Here is a 21,926-nt window from a genome sequence, read left to right on the forward strand (position 1 = left end):
CGCATGTACTTCCGGTCCGCCACCTGGAGGTTTCGACATGTCCAGACGCCTGCTCGCGCGGGTTCTCCCTGCCGTCTTTCTCGGCACCTTCCTCGTCGTCCCGGCGGCACACGCCGCCGTCATGTATCCCAGCGGAGTCGGCGCCGACCTCGGGCCGACGCCTACAACGCTCGGCGTGCGACCCGCCGCCGGCGACGATCCGGCCGGGCTGCGTACCGGCACCGAACAAGGACGCACCTACTGGCAGACCGACCGGGCGGCCGGCACCGGCTACCTGGAGTTCGACGTCGACCACGACTATGTGGACGAGATCGGCACCGACGACGTCCTGGTGACGGTGACCTATCTCGACAGCGGCTCCGGCACGCTCGAACTGCAGTACGACGCCGCGTCGAACCCGCAGCAGGACGCGACCGATGTGCAGCTCACCAACACCGGTGTCTGGAAGACCGGCGTGTTCGCGCTCACCGGCATCGCGTTCACCGACCGGCTCGGTGACGCCGACGTCCGGCTGTTCGGCGGCAGCAGTGACATCACGGTCGCCGGCCTGCGGATCAGTACGGCGGGCGCCTCCGTGCAGCTCGGCGCGGCGCCGGTACAGAACGGGATCAGCCCGCGGGCCGGCGACGACGCCTCGCACCTGATCACCGGCGTCCAGGAGGGCCGCTCGTACTGGCAGACCGACCGCACCGCGCCGTCGCCGGGCACGAACTTCTTCTACATGAACGTCGCCGACACATACCTGTACGACAACCGCGCTCTCGTCCTGGTGAGCATCGACTACTTCGACGAGGGCAACGGCCAGTTCGGGCTGCACTACGACTCCCCCGGCGAGACGATCCCGGAGAAGTTCAAGAACTCCGAGGTGGTCCGGTACGGCGACACGAAGACCTGGAAGACGTACACCTTCGCGCTGCCCGACGCCGTGCTGACGAACCGCTCCAACGGCGGCGACTTCCGGATCCACAACGGCGACGGCGCTGTCGACCTCAAGGTCGCCGCGGTCCGGGTCGCCAAGGTCGCCACCACACTCGACGTCACCGAAGGCCTCGTCGACCTGATCGCCCAGGCCACCCGGACCGAGAAGGCGGCCCGCGAGGGGACACGCGACGGCCAGTACCCGGCCGGCAGCCGCGCCACGCTGCAGGACGCGATCGACAACGCTCAGGCGATCGCGTCCACCCCGGGCGTCACCGACGGACAGGTCAAGGACGCGCTCAAGGCGTTGCAGGCCGCCCTCGACACATTCACGGCATCCGTCGTCGACACGAACTTCGCCGACGACGGTACGGCGACCGCGAGCGGCGGAACCGGCGCTGCGAACGCGAACGACAACAACCACCAGACCACCTGGACCGGTGCGGCCGACTCGTGGTTGCAGGTCGACCTCGGTGCCCCGCGACCGGTCAACGACGTACGCGTGGAGTGGGCCGAGGCGTACTCCCCCGACTACACCGTGCAGGTCTCGAACGACGGCAAGAACTTCGTCGACGTCGGACTGACCGGATCGCCGGGCGGCAACCAGTTCAGCCGCACGCGGTTCGCGACGGTCAGCGCGCGCTACGTGCGGGTCGCGATGACCGGCGCCGACTCGTTCGGCGTCAAAGAGCTGCAGCTGCGGCTCGTGCCTGTCGTGACGCCGGCGCCGCGGCTCGTGACCACCGGCAACCCGACCGAGGACGGTGTGGTCGCGGACTTCGACGCCACGCAGTACGGCGCCGATCGCAGCGGCCGCCGCGACTCCACGAAGGCGATCCAGCAGGCGATCTACGCCTGTCAGGACGCGGGCGGCGGCACGGTCTGGCTGCCGGCCGGGCGGTACAAGGTCACCGACACGATCGAGGTCCACGCGTTCTGCAGCCTCCGCGGCGACCACGGCCAGAAACTCGGCACGGGCACGGTGATCGTTGCCGACCTGCGATCCGGTGACGACGGGCCGAGCCTGTTCCGGATCGGCGGCAGCGCCGGCGTTCTCGGCGTGACGACGTACTACCCGAACCAGAGCGCGGCCGCGCCGGTCCCGTACAACTACACGTTCGAGATCCCCGGCGGCGCCTGGATCGGCAACGAGAACTACATGATGGCGACGGTCTCCGACGTCACGATGCTGAACTCGTACCGCGGTATCGGCGTCAGCACGATGCCGAACGACCACGGCAACGCCCCGAGCTCGGGGCAGGTGCACGAGTCCACGACGATCCGCAACGTCCGCGGCACGGCGCTGTTCGAGGGTGCTCGTGCCTACAACGGCGCCGACGTCGGCACCTGGGAGAACGTGACGTTCAGCAACTCGTACTGGTCGGCCGCTCCAGCGGCGTTCCACCCGCCGGCCCGTGCGGCGCTGGACGCGTGGACCCGCGCGAAGGGCACCGGTCTGGTGCTCGGCGACCTCGAATGGGACCAGTTCTACCGGATCGCGTTGTCCGACTACGCGGTCGGCATCCACGTGGTCGCGGGCCAGCGGGCCCAGTTCACGGGCAGCTTCCTCGAACCCGACGTACGCCGGACCGCGCTCGGCCTCAAGGTCGACGTGATGGACGACCGGTGGGGCCTGACCCTGGCCGGCGGTCACGTCGACGGCGGCATCGCGAACAACTCCCGTGGCTACGTCAAGCTCACCGGCACCGAGGTCACCGGCGCGCAGACCGGCATCATCCACCACATGTCCGGCACCGCCCCGACGTACACGCAGAAACCCCTGCCCAAGCCGGTGCAGAAGTTGTACGTCGTGGACGCGCCGCACGGAGTCGGCTACCTGCCGGCCGCGGACACCACGCGTGCGGTGCAGAAAGTTCTCGACCGAGCCGGGCGTGAGGGCGGCGGGATCGTCTACCTGCCCGCCGGGTGGTACCGGATCAGCACGCACCTGAACGTCCCGGCGAAGGTCGAGTTGCGCGGCGCTTCCGCCGTACCGAACCGGGACCAGGGCGGTGCGAGTGGCGGGACTGTGCTGCAGGCGTTCGAGCGGAACACGGACACGGCGTTGATCACGCTGCAGAACCGCGCCGGAGTGCGTGGACTGCGGGTCTTCTACCCGGAGAACAACCCCGGCCGGGCCGAGGGTGTGCTGCCGTACCCGTACGCGATCCGCGGGCATGCCGGAGCGAACTACGTCGTCAACGCCGGTTTCCCGAACGCCTGGAACGGCATCGACCTGAGCGGTGACGACGTGGTGGTCCGCAAGGTCGCGGGCGCGTTCTTCGACCACGCGATCGCGATCGGCCCGGGCCGCAACGGCCGGGTCGAGGGCGTGCTGTCGAACGGGAACGCGGTCACCCGGGTCGGCTACCAGCAGCCGTACTGGATGAACGAGGGCCGCATCTTCGAGCTCGTCATCGACAAGTACATGCGCAAGACCGCGAAGATCGTCACCGTCGACGGAGCCCGCGGGCTGACCTTGCTGAACGTGTTCGCGTACGGGTTCCACGACGGTCTCGTGGTGAACTCCGGCCAGGTGGACGCGTTCAACCTCGGTACCGACAATCTCGGCGGCGACGGGCACACCGTGCGGGTGGCGAGCGGCGACGTCGAGGCGACGAACCTCGCCCGCTACAACGGCGCCACGCTGAGCGGGTCGGCGACGCTGCGCAACGTAATGGTGATCAACGTCGTGCAACGCAGCGTGTCCGTCCGGGCGGCCGGCAACGGCGCCGTGGCGATCGCGGGGAACGAGTCCGAGCCGGGAACGTACGAGGTCGGCGCGCAGGTCACCGTGACGGCGGCGTCCGGATCGGATAGCGTTTTCCGGGATTGGACCGTGGACGGGACCGTGGTGTCGACAGCGCCGTCGTACACCTTCACGGTCGGCACGGACCAGATTCTGACCGCTAACTTCACCCCGAAGTAGGAGCGAGATGGCTGACACACAACAGCAGGTCGCGATCGTCGGGTGCGGCATCATCGGCCGCACCCACGCCCAGACCGTCGCGGAACGGCCGGACGCGATCGTCACCGCCCTGGTGGACGGTGACGCCGCGGCCCGGGAGGCACTCCGGGCGCACCTGGTCGAACTCGGCGAGCCCGAGCCGAAGATGTACGACGACCTGACCGCGGCGCTGAGTGGGTCGGACGTCTCCCTGGTGGCGATCTGCACGCCCAGCGGCACGCACGCGGCGCTGGGCGAGCAGGCGCTGAACGAGAAGAAGCACGTCGTCATCGAGAAGCCCCTCGACGTCGACCTGGTCCGGGCCCGCCGCCTCGGCGCGGCGGCCACCCGGGCCGCGAACCACGGTGTGGTGTCGTCGGTGATCAGCCAGCACCGCTTCGACGCCGGCAGCGCGGTGGTCAAGCAGGCGATCGACGCCGGCCGGTTCGGGCAGCTGACGTCGTCGGTCGCGACGGTGGCCTGGTGGCGCAGCGACGAGTACTACGCGTCCGCGGGCTGGCGCGGGACCTGGGAGCAGGACGGCGGCGGCGCGCTGATGAACCAGGGTGTCCACACCGTCGATCTGATGCTGTGGTTCATGGGCCGCCCGGTGACCATCCAGGCCCAGGCGTTGCGGGCGGCTCACCACGCGATCGAGGTCGAGGACACCGTCGTCGCGACGCTGACATTCGAGAACGGCGCCGTCGGAACGCTGCACGCCACCACGGCGGCCTTCCCCGGTGGCCGCACCCGCGTCTCCGTCCACGGCACCGACGGCGGGGCCGAGGTAGAGAACGACCGCCTTCGCCGCCTGAACGTGGACGGCGACAAGAACGACGCCCCCACCGACGCCGGTGACCCGGGCGGCCACAAGGCGCAGTACGACGACATCCTCAAGGCCATCACGGACGGTTCCCAGCCCGCGATCACCGTCCAGGACGCGATCGACGCGCTGGCGACGGTGCGAGCGGTCTACATCGCCTCCACGCTCCAGCGCCCGGTCAAGTTCATCGACGTCCTCGAAGGCAGGTACGACGACGTCGACGTCTCCCGCGGCATCGGCCTGCCGCCGAACTGACGCCGAACTGACGCGCAGGGCGAGCCGTCTCAGGCCGGCGGCTCGCCCGGCGCGCGCGTGTTGAGAATGCGGTGGTAGAGCTTGCTGTCGCGCCACTGGCCGTTGATGTGCAGGTACTCCGGCGCGAAGCCGTACTGCTCGAAGCCGCACTTCTCCAAGACGCGCTGTGACCGGGTGTTGTCGTGGTTGGTGCTGGCCGCGATCCGGTGCAGCAGCAGCACCTCGTCGGCGAGGCGGCACACCTCGGTGAGCGCCGCCGTCGCCAGCCCCTTGCCGGCTTCCGCGACGTCGACCCAGTAGCCGATGTCGCCGTTGCGCCAGGCGCCGTGCACGATGTTGGTCAGCGTCGCCGTACCGATGACGCGATCGCCCTCGGCGAGGACCCACGGGACGGCGTTGTCGAGCTTCAACTGATCGGCGAAACGCGTCGCCTGGAACTCCGGGGTGTACCAGTGCTCCGGCCGCCGGGGCTCGTACGGAGCGACCTGCTCGCGGCTGCGCCGGATCGCCTCGCAGTACGAGGCCGCGTCCTCGGGGCGGACCGGGCGGAGGGTGACCGTGCCGGTGAGCGGAGCGGTCAGGGCATCGGTGAGGGTCGGATCCACCCGGGCATCCTAGATCGGCGCCGGGCGATCCCTACTTGGGCAGTCTCCGCGCCTGGCTGGAGCCCGACACCCGCGGCGTGAACGCGTCGTGGAAGATCGTCGACGCCGCGCCGACCGCGGCCGCGTCGGTCTGCAGCATGGACTCCTCGACCAGCACCGGCCGGGTCTCCCGGGCCACCGGGTGCGCGTTCACCGCGCGCCCGATCTCGGTCAGGAAGATCTCCGAGATCTCCTGGCCGAACGCCGGTCCACCGAGGACGATCAGGTCGATGTCGAGCAGGTCCACGAGGCCGACCGCGCCTTGCCCGATCACCCGCGCGACCTGCGCGACCGCCTTCACCGCCGCCTCGTTCCCGTCGGCCGCCGCCTTGCACACGGCGCGGTACCGCTTGGCCTCGTCGGTGGCTCCGGCATCGGTCTCGACGTACCCGAACTCGCCCGCGATCACTGGCAGCGACGCCGTCGGGTTGCACTCCGGCACCATCCGCGGGCCGTTCTCCGGGTCCCACTCCCCCATCCGGAGCGCCGCGATCTGCCCGAACTCGCCCGCGTTCGCGGTCCCGCCGCGATAGATCGAGCCGTTCAGGATCAGGCCGCTGCCGACGCCGGTACCGAGATAGAGGTAGGCGAAGTCGCGCGCCCGCGCCGACCGCCCGATCCAGCGCTCGCCGATCGCGGCCGCCGTGCCGTCCTTCTCCACCAGCACGGGGTGGTTCAGCTTCTGCTGCAGCAGTTCACGGATCTTCAGCCCGCGCCAGGCCGGTTGCAACGGCAGCGCGAGCAGGGTCCCGTGCGCGTCGATCGGGCCCGGCACCGCGACGCCGACACCGAGCATCGAGGCGAGGTCGATCTGGCTGATGCTGAGCGCCGCGGTGACCGTCGCCGCGGTCAGGTCGATCAGCTTGTCGGCCGCGAGACCGTCGGCGAGGTCGACCGTCTCGCGGCGCACGATCGTGCCGTCCAGGTCGACCACGGCGACGGTGAGCAGCTCGGGATCGATGTGGATGCCGACCGCGTGCGCGGCGTTCGACCGCAGCCGGACCGGCGTCCGCGGCTTGCCGAGCCGTTCGGCGCGCTCCTGCGCCTCCTCGACCAGCAGGCCCTGCTGGAGGAGGATGCGCAGGATCCGCGACACCGACTGCTGGGTGAGACCGGTCCGGCGGGAGATCTCGGTCCGGCTGATGATGCCGGCCAGCCGGATCGTCTCGATGATCACGGCCTCGTTGAACGAGCCCAGGTCGTACTGGTTCGCGCCCGCGCGCCGCAGCTCCGCGAGTCCCTCGACCGAATCGCTCATCGCCACCTCCCCGTCTCGTCCCTCACTGGCCGTGATCGTACTGCCGGACCGCCCGGATCACGGTGCCTCGAGCGCTCCGTCGATCCGCCGGACGCCGGCCGCCCACTCGTCGTGACCGGACAACTCCGCCGGATAACGGGCCGCCGCCTCCAGGTCGACGTCGATACCCCAGCCGGGCGCCTCGTTCGGCCGCAGCCAGCCGTCCTCGATCCGCAGCGTGCCGGGAAACACCTCGTACGTCGCCTCGTTGTAGAGGTGCCCCTCCTGGATGCCGAAGGCAACAGAGGTGACGTCCAGCGCCACGTTCGCCGCGGCGCCGATCGGCGAGGTGTCGCCCGGTCCGTGCCAGGCCGTCCGGACGCCGCAGAGCTCGGCGAGATCGGCCAGCTTCCGCGCCGGGGTGAGACCGCCGATGTCGGACACGTGCGAGCGGATGAAGTCGACACCGTGCTCGCGGACCAGCCGGACGGCGTCCGTCATCGACGTGGTCAGCTCGCCGACCGCCAGCGGTACCGGCGACGCCGCCCGCACCTCGGGCAGCCGGTCCCAGTGCTCGGGCGGCAGCACGTCCTCGAGGAAGAACAGCCCGTACGGCTCGAGAGAGCGCGCCAGCAGGACTGCTTCCTTCGGGGTCAGCCGCGAGTGCACGTCGTGCAGCAGTTCGATGTTGTCCGGCAGCGCCTGCCGCGCCTCCGCGAACAGCTCCGGCGTGGTGCGCAGGTAGTCGCGGGCCGACCAGCCGTTGCGATACGGCGAGTCGGGGTAGAGCGTCGGCACCTGCGGAGCGCCGTACCCGCCGCCGCCCGGGGTGGAGACCTGCAGCCGGATGTGCCGCCAGCCCTGCGCGATCAGCTTCTGCGCGTGGTCGATCGTGTCCTCGATCGACTTGCCGCTGGCGTGGATGTAGGTGTCGGCGGCGGCGCGGACCTTGCCGCCGAGCAGCTCGTACACCGGCATCCCGGCGCGCTTGCCGGCGATGTCCCACAGGGCCTGGTCGATGCCGGAGATCGCGTTGTTGGTGACCGGACCGCCGCGCCAGTAGCCCGAGTACGACGCGAGCCGCGTGAGGTCGCCGATGTCACCGGGGTAGCGGCCGACGAGCAGCCGCGCCAGGTGCTCGTCGACGAACGTCTGGACCGCCTTCCAGCGCTGCGTGAACGTGGCGCAGCCGAGCCCGTACAGGCCCGGTTCGGTGGTGTCGATCTTCACGACCACCAGCGGGATGCCTTGCGGTGCTGTGACGATCGCCTGCACCTCGCGGATCCGGATGTCGTCCCGCGCGGTCCACGGCTGGTCGAAGTTGCTCGGACTGTGCACAGCCATTCAGGGCTCCAGAGTCAGGGTCGGTAGGTCCAGTTCGTGCCGGGCCTCGAAGCCCAGCACGGTCCGTACGGCAGTCAGGTCGATCGGCACCTCGCGCCCGGTGAACGCGCGCGACCGCGGCACGTCCGGCGCGTACGCGTCGAGCAGGTCCTCGGTCGGGTACGGCGCGATCGTGGTGCTCGCGGTGACGAAGAAGGTGTGCGCGCCGGACAGCGGCGCCGTCAGTCCGAGCTCGACGGCGTACGCCGCGTCCCGGGTGTCGAGGTAGCTCCACGCCTCCCGCAACCCGCCGGCCGGATGCTTGCGGACATGCTCGGACATCTCCTGCAGCACGTCCGGCGAGTTCACGTGCGGGAACCGGAACGCGACCACGTCGATCCCCCACCGCCGCCACGCCATCCGCGCGGTGTTCTCGTCGTTCTGCTTCGACAGCGAGTACGCGTCGCCGACGTCGCTCGCCGCCTGCTCGTCCCACGGGAAGGACGGCGGCCGGATCTCGTGCGGGTTGAACGGCACGCCGGTGGCGTTGATGCTGCTCGCGATGACGGCCCGGTCGATGCCGAGGGCACCGGCCTGGGCCAGCACGTTGAACGTCGACACCACGTTGATCGAGTACACCTCGTACGGCGTGCCGGCCGATGGGTGCGGGAGCGCCGCCAGGTGGACGACGTACTCCGCGCCCTCCAGCGCGTGCGCGACGTCGGTCTCGGACCGGGTGTCGCCGATCAGCACCCGGTCCGCCTTCAGGTCCGGGTGCTCGACATTGCTCAACGCGGTCACCTTCGCACCCAGCGCGTTCAGGTGCTCGACCGTCGTCATCCCGATCCGCCCGGCAGCCCCCGTGACCAGCACACGCCGGTCGTTCAGTTCAGTCACTCTTTGATTCCTCCGGCCATTCCCACCCCGCGCAGGAACTGTTTCTGGAACAACAAGAACAGCACCACAGGGATCAGCACCGCGAGGAACAGGGCGCTCATCTGCAACGAGATCTCTGTGGTTTTCTGCACCCGCGGCAGCGCCACCGAGATCGGTTGCAGCCGTGGATCCGGCAGCACCAGCAGCGGCCAGAGGTAATCCTTCCACGAGCCGATGACGGTGAGCAGGGCGACCACTCCGACGATCGGCTTCGACAGCGGCAGGATCAGTGCCGTGAACAGCCGCAGGTTGCTCGCGCCGTCGATCCGGGCGGCCTCGATCAGCTCGCGCGGGATCGAGTCGAAGTACCGCTTCATCACCAGCACGTTGAACGCGCCGGCCGCCGACGGCAACCAGACCGCCCAGAACGTGTTCTGCAGGCTGATTCCGAGCAGCGGCAGCTTCAGCACCGTCATGTAGAGCGGCACCAGCGAGATGACACCAGGCAGGAACAGCGTCGCCAGCACCGCGCCGGTGATGATCGGCCCCCACTTCGGCCGCAGGATGCTCAGCACGAAGGCGCCCGTCGTACACACGAACAGCGTCGAGATCATCGAGCCGATCGCGATGAACGCGGTGTTGCCGAGGTACGCGCCGATCTGCACGCGGTTCCAGGCGTCGGGGATGTTCTGCACCTGGATGCCCGACGGCCACAGCTGCATCGGGCCGCGCACGATGTCCTGGCTCGTCGAGACACCGGACTTCAGCAGCCACAGCAGAGGTCCGACACCGGCGATCACCACGCCAATGAACAGCAGCACCTGGATCGCCGGCAACCCGTAGCGGACCGCCGAAACTTTCCGGTCGGCGATGGAGATGATTCCGCGTTCCGGGGAATTGTCACGGGTCATGTCGTACTCCAGCGGCGGGTGACGAAGTGGTAGACGACCGACAGCACGCACAGCACCCCGGCGAGCAGCACGCTGAGCGCGGTCGCGGCGCCGAAGTCGCCGTTGATGAACGCGTACCGGTAGATCAGCAGCAGGATCGACAGGGTGGCGTTGTTCGGGCCGCCGCCGGTGAACAGGAACGGCTCGGTGAACACCTGGAACGTGCCGATCAGCTGCAGCAGCATCATGATCAGGATGATTCCGCGGATCTGCGGCAGCGTGACGTGCCAGACCCGGCTCCAGATCCCGGACCCGTCCAGCTCGGCCGCCTCGTACAGCTCCGTACGGACGCCGGTCAGCGCCGCCAGGTAGATGATCGAGGTCGCGCCGGCGCCGGCCCAGGTCGCCTCGAGCACGATCGCGGGCATCGCCAGCGACTGCGAGTTCAGCCAGGCGAACGGCCCGATCCCGAACCAGCCGAGGATCGAGTTGAACACGCCCGTCGTACTCGGGTCGTAGAAGAACTTCCACAACAGGATCGCGGCCACCGGCGGTACGACGGCCGGCAGGTACGACAGCACGTTGTACAGCCAGCCGGTGCGGCGTAGCTCGCTGATGAACACGGCCAGGAACAGCGGCACCGGGAAGCCGAAGACCAGGGCCAGGAAGGCGAAGTACAGCGTGTTAAGCGCGGCCTGCGGAAGTTGCGGGTCGGTCAGCACGTAGCTGAAGTTCGCCATCCCGACCCACTCCGGCGCCTGGACGAGATTGTTCTTCTGGAAGCTGAGCACCAGGCCGCGGACGATCGGGCCCCAGGAGAAGTACAGGAAGATCAGCACCAAGGGCACGGCGAACAGGACGGCGCTGAGCCCGCCGGAGCGGTACCAGGTGGTAACACTCCGGCCGGACTTCTGCGTTCTTTGCTGGAACATGGGGCTACCGCGCGAGGCGGGCGTCGATCTTCGAGGCGGCGTCGCTCACCAGCTTGTCGATGTCCGCGTCCTTCTTCGTCAGCACCTGCTGGACGACCGGATCGAGCAGCGAGTAGACCTCCTGGCCCTTGTTCGACGGCTCGGGCAGCAGCTTCAGGCTCGTGGTCGAGTCGATGTAGCCCTGGAACTGCTTGACCGGGACGTTCACGTACGGCTCGCGCCACTTGTTGTACTGGTCGTACGTCTCCTGGCTGAGCGGCGTGATGCCCGGTCGCCCGACGAAGCCCTTGTCCGCGATGGTGGTCTTCGCGTCCTGCACGGCGAGCGCCTCGGTCGTGTACTTGTCGAACTGGTCGAACTTGATCCACTTCAGCGCCGCGACGATCTCGTTCTTGGTTGCCTTCGGGCTGATCATCTTCAGCGAGCCGCCGGTCAGCGTGCCGTGCGGGCCGCCGTCCTGCGGCAATGCGCCCGCACCGAAATCGGCGGGCTTCATGCCGAAGTTCTTGACGCTCATGTCGTACGCGTCCGGCGCCTGCAGGACCATGCCGATCTTCCCGGCGGCGAAGTCCTGCCGGATCTCCTCCTGGTTGTAGAGGAAGTTGCTGCCCATCGAGTTGTCGGTCCAGCGCATGTCCTTGAGCAACTGCAGCGCCTTCTTGGTCGGCGCGTCGTTGAAGGTGCTCTTCTTGCCGTCCTGGCTCTCGACGGTGCCGCCCATGCTGTACGTCATCGTGGTCAGCATCCAGCCGCCGGTGTTGTTCGTGGTCAGCTGCGCGTAGCCGGCCTTACCGGTCTTCTCGGCGATCTGCTTGGCGTACTGCCGGACCTCGTCCCAGCTCGTCGGCGGCTTGTCCGGGTCGAGACCGGCCTGCGTGAACAGCGCCCGGTTGTAGGCCAGGCCGACCGAGAACACGTCGATCGGGACGCCGTAGATCCGCCCGTTCGCGTCCTGGACGATCTTCAGCACGTTCGGGTTCAGGTCCTTGGTCAGGTCGACCCGCTTCAGCTCGTCGGTGATGTCCGGGAGCTGCTTGTTCGGGATCATGTTGGCCGGCTCGGTGAAACTGATGTTCATCACCGTCGGCAGCGTGCCGCCGGCCACCTGGGCCTGGAAGGTCTGCGCCTCCCACTTGGTCTCGGTCGACTTCACCGTGATGTTCGGGTACTTCGCCGTGAAGTCCTTGATCTTCTGCTCGAACGCCTTGATGTCGTTCGGCTTGTCAGGGGTCGGGCGGTCGCCGATCGTGATGGTGACCGGCGCCTTCTCGTCGATCTCGCCGCCGGCCGCAGCAGCGCCGCCGGACGACGGGTCCGTCGCCTTCGCGCAGCCGGCCGCCGCGAGCAGCAGCCCGGCCACCCCCAGGGCGGTCCCGTAGCGGCCCCACCTGCTCACTCTCGTCATCGGAACTCCTCAGGTTTCCGGATGCCGCCGATGTGCTCTGAGCCACACACCGGCCAGGTCCCGAGTAAGTTAAACCAAGCGTGTTACTAACTCAAGACCTGACGCCCGGCTTTTGCCACAACGCTTTCGCAACATGTCGAGCCGCCGGCCCGGACACCGACGTACCAGGGACGAAAGGAGCCAGACATGGCCAACCAGATCGTGCACTTCGAGATCACCGGTACCGATCCCGCCCGGCTGCAGGCGTATTACCGCGGCCTCTTCGGGTGGAGCTTCGAGCTCGGCGACACCGTGTCCGGGAAGGTTTCGGAGCCGGGGCGGTACGGGTTCGTCGACGCCGGGGTCGCCGGGTTCAACGGAGGTGTGGGAGGCGGGGCGTCGCTCCGGGCGAAGGTGCTGTTCTACGTCGGGGTGGATGACGTCGAGGCGGCGCTGGGACGGGCCGAGGAGCTTGGTGGACAGCGCGTGTTCGGGCCGGAGGGCGTGCCCGGGAAGCTGGTGGTCGGGCAGTTCACCGACCCCGAAGGCAACCTGATCGGGGTCGCCGGGGCGCAGTAAATCGGGTGCAGGTCGATGGTGCCGGCGGGAAGGATGGGCGCATGAAGCTGCGACCGGCGACCGCTGCCGACCTTCCCTTCCTGCTCGAGGTGTTGCTCGAGGCGTGCAACTGGGACGGGACGCCCTGGTACGACGAGGAGAAGGCGCGGGCCGACGACCACGCGTGGCGGTACCTCGACGGCTGGCCGCGCGAGAGCGATTTCGGCGTGGTCGCGGAGCTCGACGGCTCCCCCGCCGGTGCCACTTGGGCCCGTCAGCTCTTCGCGGACCGCCCCGGCTACGGGTACGTCGGCGACGACGTACCCGAGCTCACTCTGGGCGTCTCCCCCGCCTTTCGCCGGCGCGGCGTCGCGCGAGCCGTCCTCACCGAGCTGATCACCCAGGCGCGCGCAGCGTCGTACAAGCGACTCTCACTCAGCGTCGATCCGGACAACCCGGCCCGCGGCCTCTACGAGTCCCTCGGCTTCCGCAAGACCGGTGTGGTCGGCACCTCGGACACGATGGTTCTCGAGCTCTAGCCGAAGCCGCGGACGCGGAACTGCATGACTCGGTAGGGCCAGCCGTTCGCCGTGTTCCACTGGCTGACGGACAGGTGCAGGTCCGAGAGCGTGGATCCGGGGATGACGTACCCGCCGTACAGCTGGGCGACGTGGTTGCCGTCCTCGGAACCCCAGGCGCCGCCGTAGATCAGGGTCTGCCGGTACGCCGTGTAGAGGTTGGACGTCGGCGTGTCCATGATCATGCCGTCGATCCGGTAGTCGCCCGCGTTGAACCAGGTCAGCACCCATTTGCCGCCGAGCGGACGCAGGCTCATCTCGCCGAAGCTCCCGGTCAGGATCGGCGTCGCGGGGTTGCCCCACGCCCAGACGCCGTCGCGGTAACCCCACGGCTCGTACGCCGCCGGGTTCGCGATCTGCTCCTGGCGGACGCGCTTCAGGATGATCGGCTTGTTGCGCTGGAAACCGGTCGAGTAGACGTACACGTACCCGTCGTTCCCGAGGCCCCAGGTCAGCAGCTGGAACATCCCGCCGTCGATGTTCGGGTCGAACTTCGCGCCGGTGTGGTACCAGCTCGCGCCGGAGTTGTCCGACCGCCAGATCTCGGTCCAGACCACGTTGCCGAGCCCCTTGTTGACCATCGCGTGCAGGTACATCGACCCGCCGATGGTGATCACGTCCGACGGCAGCACGGTCGAGAACGTCGGGTTGTCGTGCGGGTAGTCCCACAACTGCTGCGCGGCGTCCCCGCCCACCGCGCCCGACCACTTCACACCGGTGCTGAGGTTCGAGGTCGTCGACCAGAGCGCAACCGGTGATCGCCACCAACCGCCGCCGACCCGGGCCTCCTCGAACGTGTCGCCGAACATGAACAGCAGACGCCCGTCCGGCGTCCGCGCCGGGATCCCGAGATCCGTGGCCGCCATCCGGAACCGGTCGGTGAGGCCCGGCCCGGTCAGATCGGCGACCTTGTTGGTCAGCACGGCCTGGCTGCCTGCGAAGGCCCGGCCCGGTCCGGCGGCCAGCACGCCGGCGCCGAGCGCGCCGCGGAGGAACGTGGATCGCTTCATCATCAGGACTCCCAACGGGGCGGTGGATGGGAAATCGATTTCTGGCTCACCCTCCCGCAGGTCCGATCCGAAGTCAACCCTTGAATCGGGCGCCGAAAGGCGTGGTGCAGCTCACGGTCACACGGGGCAGCGCGCCGGCATCTCTTGGGCATGACGAACACGACAGCGCTCATCACCGGCGCGAACAAAGGACTGGGTTACGAAACGGCTCGCCGGCTCGGCGAGATGGGATGGAAGGTCTTCCTCGGCGCACGCGACGAGCACCGAGGGCGAGAGGCTGCAGGGAAGCTTGCCGCGGACGGCATCGACGTCGTCTTCGTCCAGCTCGACGTCACCTCCGACACCTCGGTGGCCGGCGCGCTGGACGCCGTACGGCGGCACACCGAGCACCTCGACGTACTGGTCAACAACGCCGGCGCACCCGGACAGGTGATCCACCCGTCCGAGGCTTCCGCCGACGAGCTGCACGCCGTGTACGACGCGAACGTCTACGGACCGGTGCGGGTGACGCGGGCGTTCCTGCCGTTGCTCGAAGCGGCAGACAACCCGCGGGTGGTGATGGTGTCCAGCGCGGGCGGCGCCTTCAGCGTCGTACAGGACCCGGAGCAGCCGGTCTCGAAGATGCACGAGCTCGCCTACAGCTCGTCCAAGGCGGCGCTGAACATGCTCACCGTCCGGTACGCGCAGGCGCTGCCGGGCATCAAGTTCAACGCCATCACCCCGGGCGAGGTCGAGAAGCAGACGTTCGCCGCCACGGACATGAACCAGCACAAGGGTCAGCTGACCGTCACCGAAGGCACCGACTCGATCATCCGGCTGGCGACGATCGGCCCGGACGGCCCGACCGGAACCTTCGAGGACCGGCTGGGACCGATCGCCTGGTGATCAGTCCTTGCCGGTCGCTACCGGGCGGGTGGGGTCGGTGATCCACTCCGACCAGCTGCCGATGTAGACGGTGGCTGGGATGCCGGCGGATTCCAGTGCGAGGGTTTCGTGGGCGGCGGTGACACCGGAGCCGCAGTAGACGGCCACGTCGGCGCCTTCCGTGACGCCCAGCGCGGTGAACCGCTCGCGGAGCTCGGCGGGCGTCCGGAAGTGCCCGCTCTCGGTGACGTTGGCGCCGGTCGGCGCGTTCACCGCCCCCGGGATGTGCCCGGCCACCGGATCCATCGGCTCCACCTCCCCCGCAAACCGCTCCGGAGCCCGCGCGTCCAGCAGAATCCCCTTGGCAGCAACCGCGGCGGCGCCTTCAGCATCCAGAACAGGAATATGCCCAGGAGTCGCTACGAACCCACCTGGCACACCACCTGACGGTGCCTCGGTTGTCAGCTCTTCGCCTGCTGATTGCCAGGCGGCCAGGCCGCCGTCCAGGACTTTCACGTTGGTGAGTCCGAAGTAGCGGAAGGTCCACCAGGCGCGGGCGGCCGACATGGCGTTGTTCGCGTCGTAGACGACGACGGGGGTGTCGGCCGAGGTGATGCCGAGGCGCGCGAAGGTGGCTGTCACGGTGGTTGCGGTGGGCAACGGGTGGCGGCCGGGGCCGGGCGGGGCGGCGAGCTCGGTGTCGAGGTCGACGAAGTACGCCCCGGGCAGGTGGCCGGCGTCGTACGCCTCCTTGCCGGGCGGACCGGCCAGGTTCCACGTCACGTCGACGAGCACCGGAGCGGTCTCCAGCGCGCGCAGCTCGTCCACTGTGATCAACGGGCTCATGAAGCAGCTCCTCCGAACGGCAGGACTTCGGGTGACAGGGTGGCCCGGGCGCGGGCCTGGGTGAGGCGCCGGCGGTGGTGCCGGCGGCAGAGCACCTCGTACGCGACTTCGTGGTCCCGTGTCACGATGTCGCCCACCACCAACTGCTCGCCCTCGGTCACCATCTCTCCACCGATCGTACGGGCGTTGTGCGTGGCCCGTTCACCGCACCAGCACAGCGCCTCGACCTGGAGCAGTTCCATCCGGTCGGCGAGCTCGACGAGCCGCGCCGACCCCGGGAACAGCGACGCCCGGAAGTCGGTCAGGATGCCGAAGCAGAACACGTCGATCTGCAGCTCGTCGACCAGCCGCGCGAGCTGCTCGATCTGCAGCGGGCTGTAGAACTGCGCCTCGTCGCACACCACGTAGTCGATCCGGCCGCCGTGGGTCAGCTCGCCGACGACGTAGTCCCAGAAGTCGAACTCGGTCCGCACCTCGACCGCGTCCGCGGACAGCCCGAGCCGCGACGAGAGCACCGACTCCCCCGCCCGGTCGTGGCTGGTGAAGATCCTGCCGAGCCTCCCGCGTGCCTTGTGGTTGTGATCCATCTGGAGTGCCAGGGTCGATTTCCCACAGTCCATCGTCCCGGTGAAATACAGGAGCTCCGCCACGGGCGAACATCCTGCCAAGTCAGAGGGCCGCACCGCACTCCGGGGTGTGTCGGAGGGGTGGCTTGGGTTCTGAGCCCCGGTTCAGCTTGAATGGATCGTGCGCAAAGCTCTGCTCGTCGTCCTCGCGGCCGTCCTGACGGTCGCCTCCGCCACCCTTCCGGCCGGTGCCGCGCCGGTCCGGTTCGAGGCGGGTCTGCGGGCGTACTTCGTGATCACCGCCCCCGGGCAGACCGGCAAGGTCACCGGCGCGATCACGCAGAACGGCGGCACGGTCTACGCGACGTACGAGGCGATCGGCGTGATCGTCGCGCACTCGGCGACGGCCGGTTTCGCGGACCAGCTGCGCGGTGTCGACGGCGTCGAGAAGGCGGGCGCCACCCGGACGTCGGACCTGCCCGCGGACGTCGCGAACCCGGCGATCCCGCAGGCGGTCCCGGAGACCCAGACGACGCAGGCCGAGACCGACCGCTCCGACATGACCCAGATCGGGGCGGACCGCGCCGGGGCGAAGAACCCCGGCTCGAAGAACATCACCGTCGGCGTGCTCGACACCGGCGTCGACGACCTGCACCCGGACCTGAAGCCGAACTTCGACGCGACCCGGTCGGCGTCGTGCGCGTACGGCAAGGTCGACACCCGGCCCGGCTCGTGGCGGCCGGTCGGCGAGCACGGGACGCACGTGGCCGGCACGATCGCCGGTGCGAAGAACGGGATCGGCATGATCGGGGTCGCACCCGGTGTGAAGGTGTCCTCGATCCGGGTGGCCGAGGCCGGCAGCCAGTTGTTCTTCCCGGAGAACACGGTGTGCGCGTTCATGTTCGCCGCCGACAAGGGCGTGTCGGTGACCAACAACAGCTACTACGTCGACCCGTGGCTGTTCAACTGCCCGAGCGACAAGGACCAGGACGCGATCGCGGAGGCGGTCCGCCGCTCCGTCGCGTACTCCGACAGCAAGGGCGTCGTGAACGTCGCCGCGGCCGGCAACGAGGACTACGACCTCGCGAACAAGACCGACGACGTGTCCAGCCCCGACGACTCGACCGCGACCGACCGCGCGGTCACCAACGACTGCATCAGCCTGCCGACCGAGCTGCCGAACGTGACCGTGGTCGCGTCGGTCGACCCGACCAGCGCGAAGTCGCCGTTCTCGAACTTCGGCGACAACAAGATCAACCTCGCCGCCCCGGGCCAGGCCGTGTACTCGACGGTGCCCGGCGGCGGCTACAAGATCCTCGAGGGTACGTCGATGGCGTCGCCGCACGTCGCGGGCGTCGCGGCCCTGATCCGCAGCGCCGACCCGAAGCTGTCGCCGGCCCAGGTCCGCGCCCGGCTCGCCCAGCAGGCCAACGACCTGGCCTGCCCGCCGGCTGCCTCCGGTGAGTGCACCGGGTCCGCGGGCAACAACTCGTACTACGGTGAGGGCCTCGTCGACGCCGCCGAGGCGGTCGGTGCCGCGGAGGCCCAGCCGCAGGGCGCGATCTCGATCACCGAACCGTCCGAGCAGCTCGGTGTCGGTGGCATCCCGGCGATCCCGCTGCTGATGAAGGGCACCGGCGGCACCGGCGACATCAGCTACTCGGCGACCGGTCTGCCGCCCGGCCTGACGATCGACCCGGAGCGCGGCTGGATCACCGGCGTGCTGACCCCTGGCGCCGGTCGCTACAAGGTCACCGTCACCGCCCGCGACGGCGAAGCGAAGACCGCCAGCACGAGCTTCTTCTGGGACGTCTGGAGCTTCTAGTAGCCCGCGTCGACGAGGAGCGGGATCTCCATCTCGTCCGCGGTCAGTGAGCCGTGCAGGCCGATCAGCCCTGCCTCTTGCGCGGCGCGCTTGCTCGCGACCAGGGCGACCGGTCCGAGCGTCGCCACGATGACATCTCCGAGTCGTGGCGTCACCCGGTCCTCGACGAGCGGGCCGAACCAGCCGCGCGCGATCGCCTCGGAGCGCGGGAGCACCAGCGCCTTCTCGCCCAGCCGCTCCCGGTAGACGGCGAGGACATCGGCCTCGGCGCCGCGAACGCAGTACAGGTGCCGGAACCGCGACTCGCCGCCGACGAGGGACACGCCCTCGGTCAGTGCGGGCTCCAGGTCCAGGTCGACGCGGTGCTCGGGTGCGACATCGACCATGCCGTGGTCGGCGACGACGACCAGGACGGCGTCTCGGGGCAGCGCCGACCGCACCTGCTGCGCGAATGTGTCGGCCGCGGTCAGCTCCTTCTGCCACTGCCAGGAGTCGCAGCCCTGCTGGTGGCCGATGTAGTCCAGCTGCGAGTCATACACGTAGACCAGCGACGACTGGCCTTCCCGGCTCGCGAACCGGGTCGCGTCCAGGCGGTCCTCGACCGTGTCGGCCCCGCGGTGCGCACTCCCCCGGAACGCGGCGGCCGTCAGCCCTGAGCTGTCGAACCGCGACTTGCTCACGTTGCGCGTGGCGACGCCCGCCGCCGCGGCGCGGTCGAAGACCGTCCCGTGCGGCTGCCAGCGGCGGGGATCCACCGGGGCGTCCCAGGCCAGCGCATTCAGCAGCGCGCCGGTCTCCGGGACGATGGACGTGTACCCGACGATGCCGTGCGCGCCCGGCGGCAGCCCGGTGCCGAGGCTCGTCAGGCTGACAGCGGTCGTCGACGGCACACCGGCGGTCAGGCTGCGGCCGGCAGGCATCAGCGACGACAAGTACGGCGCGGCGTCGCCGTAGCGCTTCAGGAGGTTCCAGCCGAGGCCGTCCAGCAGCAGAACGGCATACCGCGAGGCGGGTGGCAGGTCGAGCAGGTTCGTCTCGCCCGGCACCGACAGCGCGCCGGCCACCGAGGGCAGGACGTCGGCGAGCGCGCCACCGCCGTACTGCGGGGCAACCGGCAGGATCACGGCATTACCTGCTGGTCGCGAACGAGAGGGCCTTCGCGAACTCGAGCACCTGCTGGATGCCCGCCGGGCCGTCGGCCGCGGCACTGATCCGCAGCGAGATGTCGTCGGCGGCGACGGACCCGGTGTAGCCGTGGTCGGCCTCGCAGTTCGGGTCGGCGCAGACGGCCGGCTCCAGGTCGATCCGGTTCACCATGCCCCAGCCGATGGTCAGCACGACCTCGCCGCTGCCCGCCACCGCGGGATCGGCCTTGCCGGTGGCGTAGCCGGCCGGGTTCGGCACAACGCGGTTCACGACGACGGCGTTCACCCGGTGCAGCGGGATCGCCTCGGTCGAGGTCGACGCATACGGCGCGCGGATCAGCTCGTCGGCCGCGTGCTCGTCGGTGTGGCCGACGATCAGCCGGGACGGGGTGAGCGCCAGGATCGTGATGTGCCGCCGGACCTCGTCGCGGTCGAACGTCGGCTCGTGCTGCAGCACGTAGGCCCGGATCGGCTCGCCGGCGATCGCCACCTCGAGCGAGTCCGTCACCACGTCGGGGTAGTAGCCGCACCGATCGATCGCCGCGCGCAGGTCGGCGGACGCATCGGTGAGCTCCGGTGCATTCAGGTCACGCATGCCCTCATCCTTGCACGACCGTGCCCCGGAGCGTTTCACCCAACACCTGCACCTGTGGACAACCGCGATCAGTTCGCACTTGCCTTCCGCAGCACGGGTGCACCGGCCGTACCGGCGAGCGTGACGAGGACGAGGCCCGCGACGACCTGTCCGAGCAGCAGCAACACCCCGGAACTCCCGTCGGTCATCACCTTTCCGCCGCTCAACGCCAGCCCGCACAACGCGCCGAACCCGACGACGGGCAGGCCGACCCCCACGACAGGTACGACGGCCGCCAGCCGCGCGGCCCGCTCGATCACCGACAGCGGCACACCCGAGCGCCGCAACGCCCGTGCGGGAGCCGCCTGGTCCAGCGCCGTACCGACTGCGCCCGCGGCAGTCGAGGCGGCCACGGTGAGGAACACCAGCGACAACAGCAATGCCACACCGATCCGCATGTCGTTGAAGCTCGGGTCGTCCTTACCGGGCGGCATGAACACCGAGATGAAGCCGGTGACGAAACCGGACAGCACGAGTGCGGCCACGGGCCGGAAGGCGCCCTTCGGGTCGTCGACCAATCGCCGGCCGGCCAGCAACATCACCGGACCGTTCGCGGCCTTGGCCATTGCCTTGCCGACCAGTTGCACCGCCCACGGTCCGATGACGCGTACGGCGAGTGCGGCGAACCCGACCCCGATCAGCAACGGCAGCACGGCCGCCTGCATGCCGTAGTACGCCAGGATCACCGGGCCGATAATCAGGAGCCCCAGCCGCAGCACGCTGAGGCCCTTGCGCGTCTGGCCGCGTACGACGCCCAGCGGGGTGATGCTGACGCGCCCGAGCCCGATCAGCGCGCTGATCACGGACAGAACGGGTACGGCGGCGAGTACGACGAGCACTGTCCACCACTGAACGGTGATGTCGCCGACGTACCAACGGCCGCCGCCGAGCGGGATCCGCGCGATCAGCGGACTCAGGACCGTGTAGCCGACCAGGCCGACGACTGCACCGGCCAGACCGAGCACGGCTTGTTCTACTGCGCTCAGCCAGAGCACCTGGGTCCGAGTGGCGCCGGCGAGACGCAGTGCGGCCAGCCGGTGCTCGCGACGCTTCGCCGCGACACCAGCGGCCTGTCCGACGAGGCTGAGGATCGGGAACAACACCAGAGTGATGCCGAACGCCACAGCGATGAGCAGGCCGAGCATGCGACTGTCCCAGACCTTCTCGTGCCAGCTGCTCACATACTGCGGGTGCTCGTCGGCGGGGATCGTTTCGACGCCGCGGATGACGATGAACTCCTCCGGCGACGACAGTCCCTTGTCGCTGATCACACCGGTCGGCTTGTCGACGCCGTACTCCTTGCTGAGGCTGGACCAGCGCTTCGCAACCTCCGGGGACACGAAAACCTCTCCGGCCTTGGGTGTGTGGTCGAGGCCGGGTGGCGGCGCCAGCTCGTTGGGCTTGAGCGTGGCCAGTTCGAGGACTGTGAGGCGGTGGCCGTCGACGCGCTGGTCGTCGTCGAGCTTCATCGTTCCGATGGCGGTCGCCGGATCGGCCTTGTCGCCGCTGCGCCACCCGATCCGCTCGGAACGCTGCGACAAGCCGAGCGATCCGGCGATCAGGAACGTGACGAGCAGCGCCACCACCGCGGTCGCCCCGAACGCGGCGAGGTTCGCGGCCCGCCCGCCCGGCCCCGGCCGCCGTACGAACCGCAGCCCCAGGTCAGTCATC

Annotated in this window: 19 protein-coding genes; 6 read left to right on the forward strand and 13 right to left on the reverse strand. The window is 69.3% G+C overall.

The window, feature by feature from the left end:
* Positions 1-37 precede the first annotated feature (37 nt).
* Positions 38-3,847, forward strand: a complete 3,810-nt coding sequence (locus tag AB0I12_RS12325) for a discoidin domain-containing protein (RefSeq protein WP_359928377.1) — start codon at positions 38-40, stop codon at positions 3,845-3,847.
* 7 nt (positions 3,848-3,854) lie between these two features.
* Positions 3,855-4,943, forward strand: coding sequence for a Gfo/Idh/MocA family oxidoreductase (locus AB0I12_RS12330; RefSeq protein WP_359928379.1), 1,089 nt, complete (start codon positions 3,855-3,857; stop codon positions 4,941-4,943).
* 29 nt (positions 4,944-4,972) lie between these two features.
* Here AB0I12_RS12330 and AB0I12_RS12335 read toward each other — a convergent pair whose 3' ends face one another.
* The 7 genes from AB0I12_RS12335 to AB0I12_RS12365 are packed head-to-tail and all read right to left on the reverse strand — an operon-like array spanning position 4,973 to position 12,250.
* Positions 4,973-5,548, reverse strand: a complete 576-nt coding sequence (locus tag AB0I12_RS12335) for a GNAT family protein (RefSeq protein WP_359928382.1) — start codon at positions 5,546-5,548, stop codon at positions 4,973-4,975.
* A 31-nt stretch (positions 5,549-5,579) separates the two neighbouring features.
* Positions 5,580-6,845, reverse strand: a complete 1,266-nt coding sequence (locus AB0I12_RS12340) for an ROK family transcriptional regulator (protein ID WP_359928385.1) — start codon at positions 6,843-6,845, stop codon at positions 5,580-5,582.
* Between the two features lie 57 nt (positions 6,846-6,902).
* Positions 6,903-8,168, reverse strand: coding sequence for an enolase C-terminal domain-like protein (locus AB0I12_RS12345; RefSeq protein WP_359928387.1), 1,266 nt, complete (start codon positions 8,166-8,168; stop codon positions 6,903-6,905).
* Positions 8,169-9,044, reverse strand: a complete 876-nt coding sequence (locus AB0I12_RS12350; protein WP_359928390.1) for an NAD(P)-dependent oxidoreductase — start codon at positions 9,042-9,044, stop codon at positions 8,169-8,171.
* A complete protein-coding gene (locus tag AB0I12_RS12355; RefSeq protein WP_359928392.1) occupies positions 9,041-9,934 on the reverse strand; it encodes a carbohydrate ABC transporter permease in 894 nt (297 codons plus the stop codon). The genes AB0I12_RS12350 and AB0I12_RS12355 overlap by 4 nt, the downstream gene beginning before the upstream one ends.
* Positions 9,931-10,845, reverse strand: a complete 915-nt coding sequence (locus AB0I12_RS12360; RefSeq protein ID WP_359928394.1) for a sugar ABC transporter permease — start codon at positions 10,843-10,845, stop codon at positions 9,931-9,933. Before AB0I12_RS12360 ends, AB0I12_RS12355 begins: the two co-directional genes overlap by 4 nt.
* A gap of 4 nt (positions 10,846-10,849) precedes the next feature.
* Positions 10,850-12,250 carry an extracellular solute-binding protein gene (locus tag AB0I12_RS12365; RefSeq protein WP_359928397.1) on the reverse strand — a complete coding sequence of 467 codons (1,401 nt, stop codon included), beginning with the start codon at positions 12,248-12,250 and terminating at the stop codon, positions 10,850-10,852.
* 186 nt (positions 12,251-12,436) lie between these two features.
* On the opposite strand from AB0I12_RS12365, the gene AB0I12_RS12370 reads away from it, so the two are divergent.
* Both AB0I12_RS12370 and AB0I12_RS12375 read left to right on the forward strand, forming a co-directional pair.
* Positions 12,437-12,808, forward strand: coding sequence for a VOC family protein (locus tag AB0I12_RS12370; protein WP_359928399.1), 372 nt, complete (start codon positions 12,437-12,439; stop codon positions 12,806-12,808).
* 41 nt (positions 12,809-12,849) lie between these two features.
* The gene (locus tag AB0I12_RS12375; RefSeq protein ID WP_359928401.1) at positions 12,850-13,326 is read left to right on the forward strand and encodes a GNAT family N-acetyltransferase; all 477 of its coding nucleotides are present in this window, start codon (positions 12,850-12,852) and stop codon (positions 13,324-13,326) included.
* On the opposite strand, the gene AB0I12_RS12380 is transcribed toward AB0I12_RS12375, so the two are convergent.
* On the reverse strand, positions 13,323-14,378 hold the full coding sequence (locus tag AB0I12_RS12380; RefSeq protein WP_359928403.1) for a DUF4185 domain-containing protein: 1,056 nt from the start codon (positions 14,376-14,378) through the stop codon (positions 13,323-13,325). The two genes, AB0I12_RS12375 and AB0I12_RS12380, sit on opposite strands and share 4 nt — an antisense overlap.
* 147 nt (positions 14,379-14,525) lie before the next feature.
* Here AB0I12_RS12380 and AB0I12_RS12385 point away from each other — a divergent pair, with 147 nt between their 5' ends.
* Positions 14,526-15,260, forward strand: coding sequence for an SDR family NAD(P)-dependent oxidoreductase (locus tag AB0I12_RS12385; RefSeq protein ID WP_359928405.1), 735 nt, complete (start codon positions 14,526-14,528; stop codon positions 15,258-15,260).
* Here AB0I12_RS12385 and AB0I12_RS12390 read toward each other — a convergent pair whose 3' ends face one another.
* Both AB0I12_RS12390 and AB0I12_RS12395 read right to left on the reverse strand, forming a co-directional pair.
* Positions 15,261-16,085, reverse strand: coding sequence for a sulfurtransferase (locus AB0I12_RS12390; protein ID WP_359928408.1), 825 nt, complete (start codon positions 16,083-16,085; stop codon positions 15,261-15,263). It abuts the gene before it with no gap.
* Positions 16,082-16,735, reverse strand: a complete 654-nt coding sequence (locus AB0I12_RS12395; protein ID WP_359928411.1) for a thymidine kinase — start codon at positions 16,733-16,735, stop codon at positions 16,082-16,084. Before AB0I12_RS12395 ends, AB0I12_RS12390 begins: the two co-directional genes overlap by 4 nt.
* Positions 16,736-16,832: 97 nt before the next feature.
* Here AB0I12_RS12395 and AB0I12_RS12400 point away from each other — a divergent pair, with 97 nt between their 5' ends.
* Positions 16,833-18,476, forward strand: coding sequence for a S8 family serine peptidase (locus AB0I12_RS12400; protein ID WP_359928413.1), 1,644 nt, complete (start codon positions 16,833-16,835; stop codon positions 18,474-18,476).
* Here AB0I12_RS12400 and AB0I12_RS12405 read toward each other — a convergent pair.
* From AB0I12_RS12405 to AB0I12_RS12415, 3 genes are all read right to left on the reverse strand, one after another.
* Positions 18,473-19,600 (reverse strand): nucleotide pyrophosphatase/phosphodiesterase family protein, encoded by a 1,128-nt coding sequence (locus AB0I12_RS12405; protein ID WP_359928416.1) that lies wholly within the window; start codon positions 19,598-19,600, stop codon positions 18,473-18,475. The two genes, AB0I12_RS12400 and AB0I12_RS12405, sit on opposite strands and share 4 nt — an antisense overlap.
* 4 nt (positions 19,601-19,604) lie before the next feature.
* Positions 19,605-20,216, reverse strand: coding sequence for a DUF5998 family protein (locus AB0I12_RS12410; RefSeq protein WP_359928418.1), 612 nt, complete (start codon positions 20,214-20,216; stop codon positions 19,605-19,607).
* Positions 20,217-20,284: 68 nt separating this feature from the next.
* The gene (locus AB0I12_RS12415) at positions 20,285-21,925 is read right to left on the reverse strand and encodes an FtsX-like permease family protein (RefSeq protein WP_359929754.1); all 1,641 of its coding nucleotides are present in this window, start codon (positions 21,923-21,925) and stop codon (positions 20,285-20,287) included.
* Position 21,926 lies beyond the last annotated feature (1 nt).

This window comes from Kribbella sp. NPDC050459, from assembly GCF_040655315.1.
GTDB lineage: Bacteria > Actinomycetota > Actinomycetes > Propionibacteriales > Kribbellaceae > Kribbella.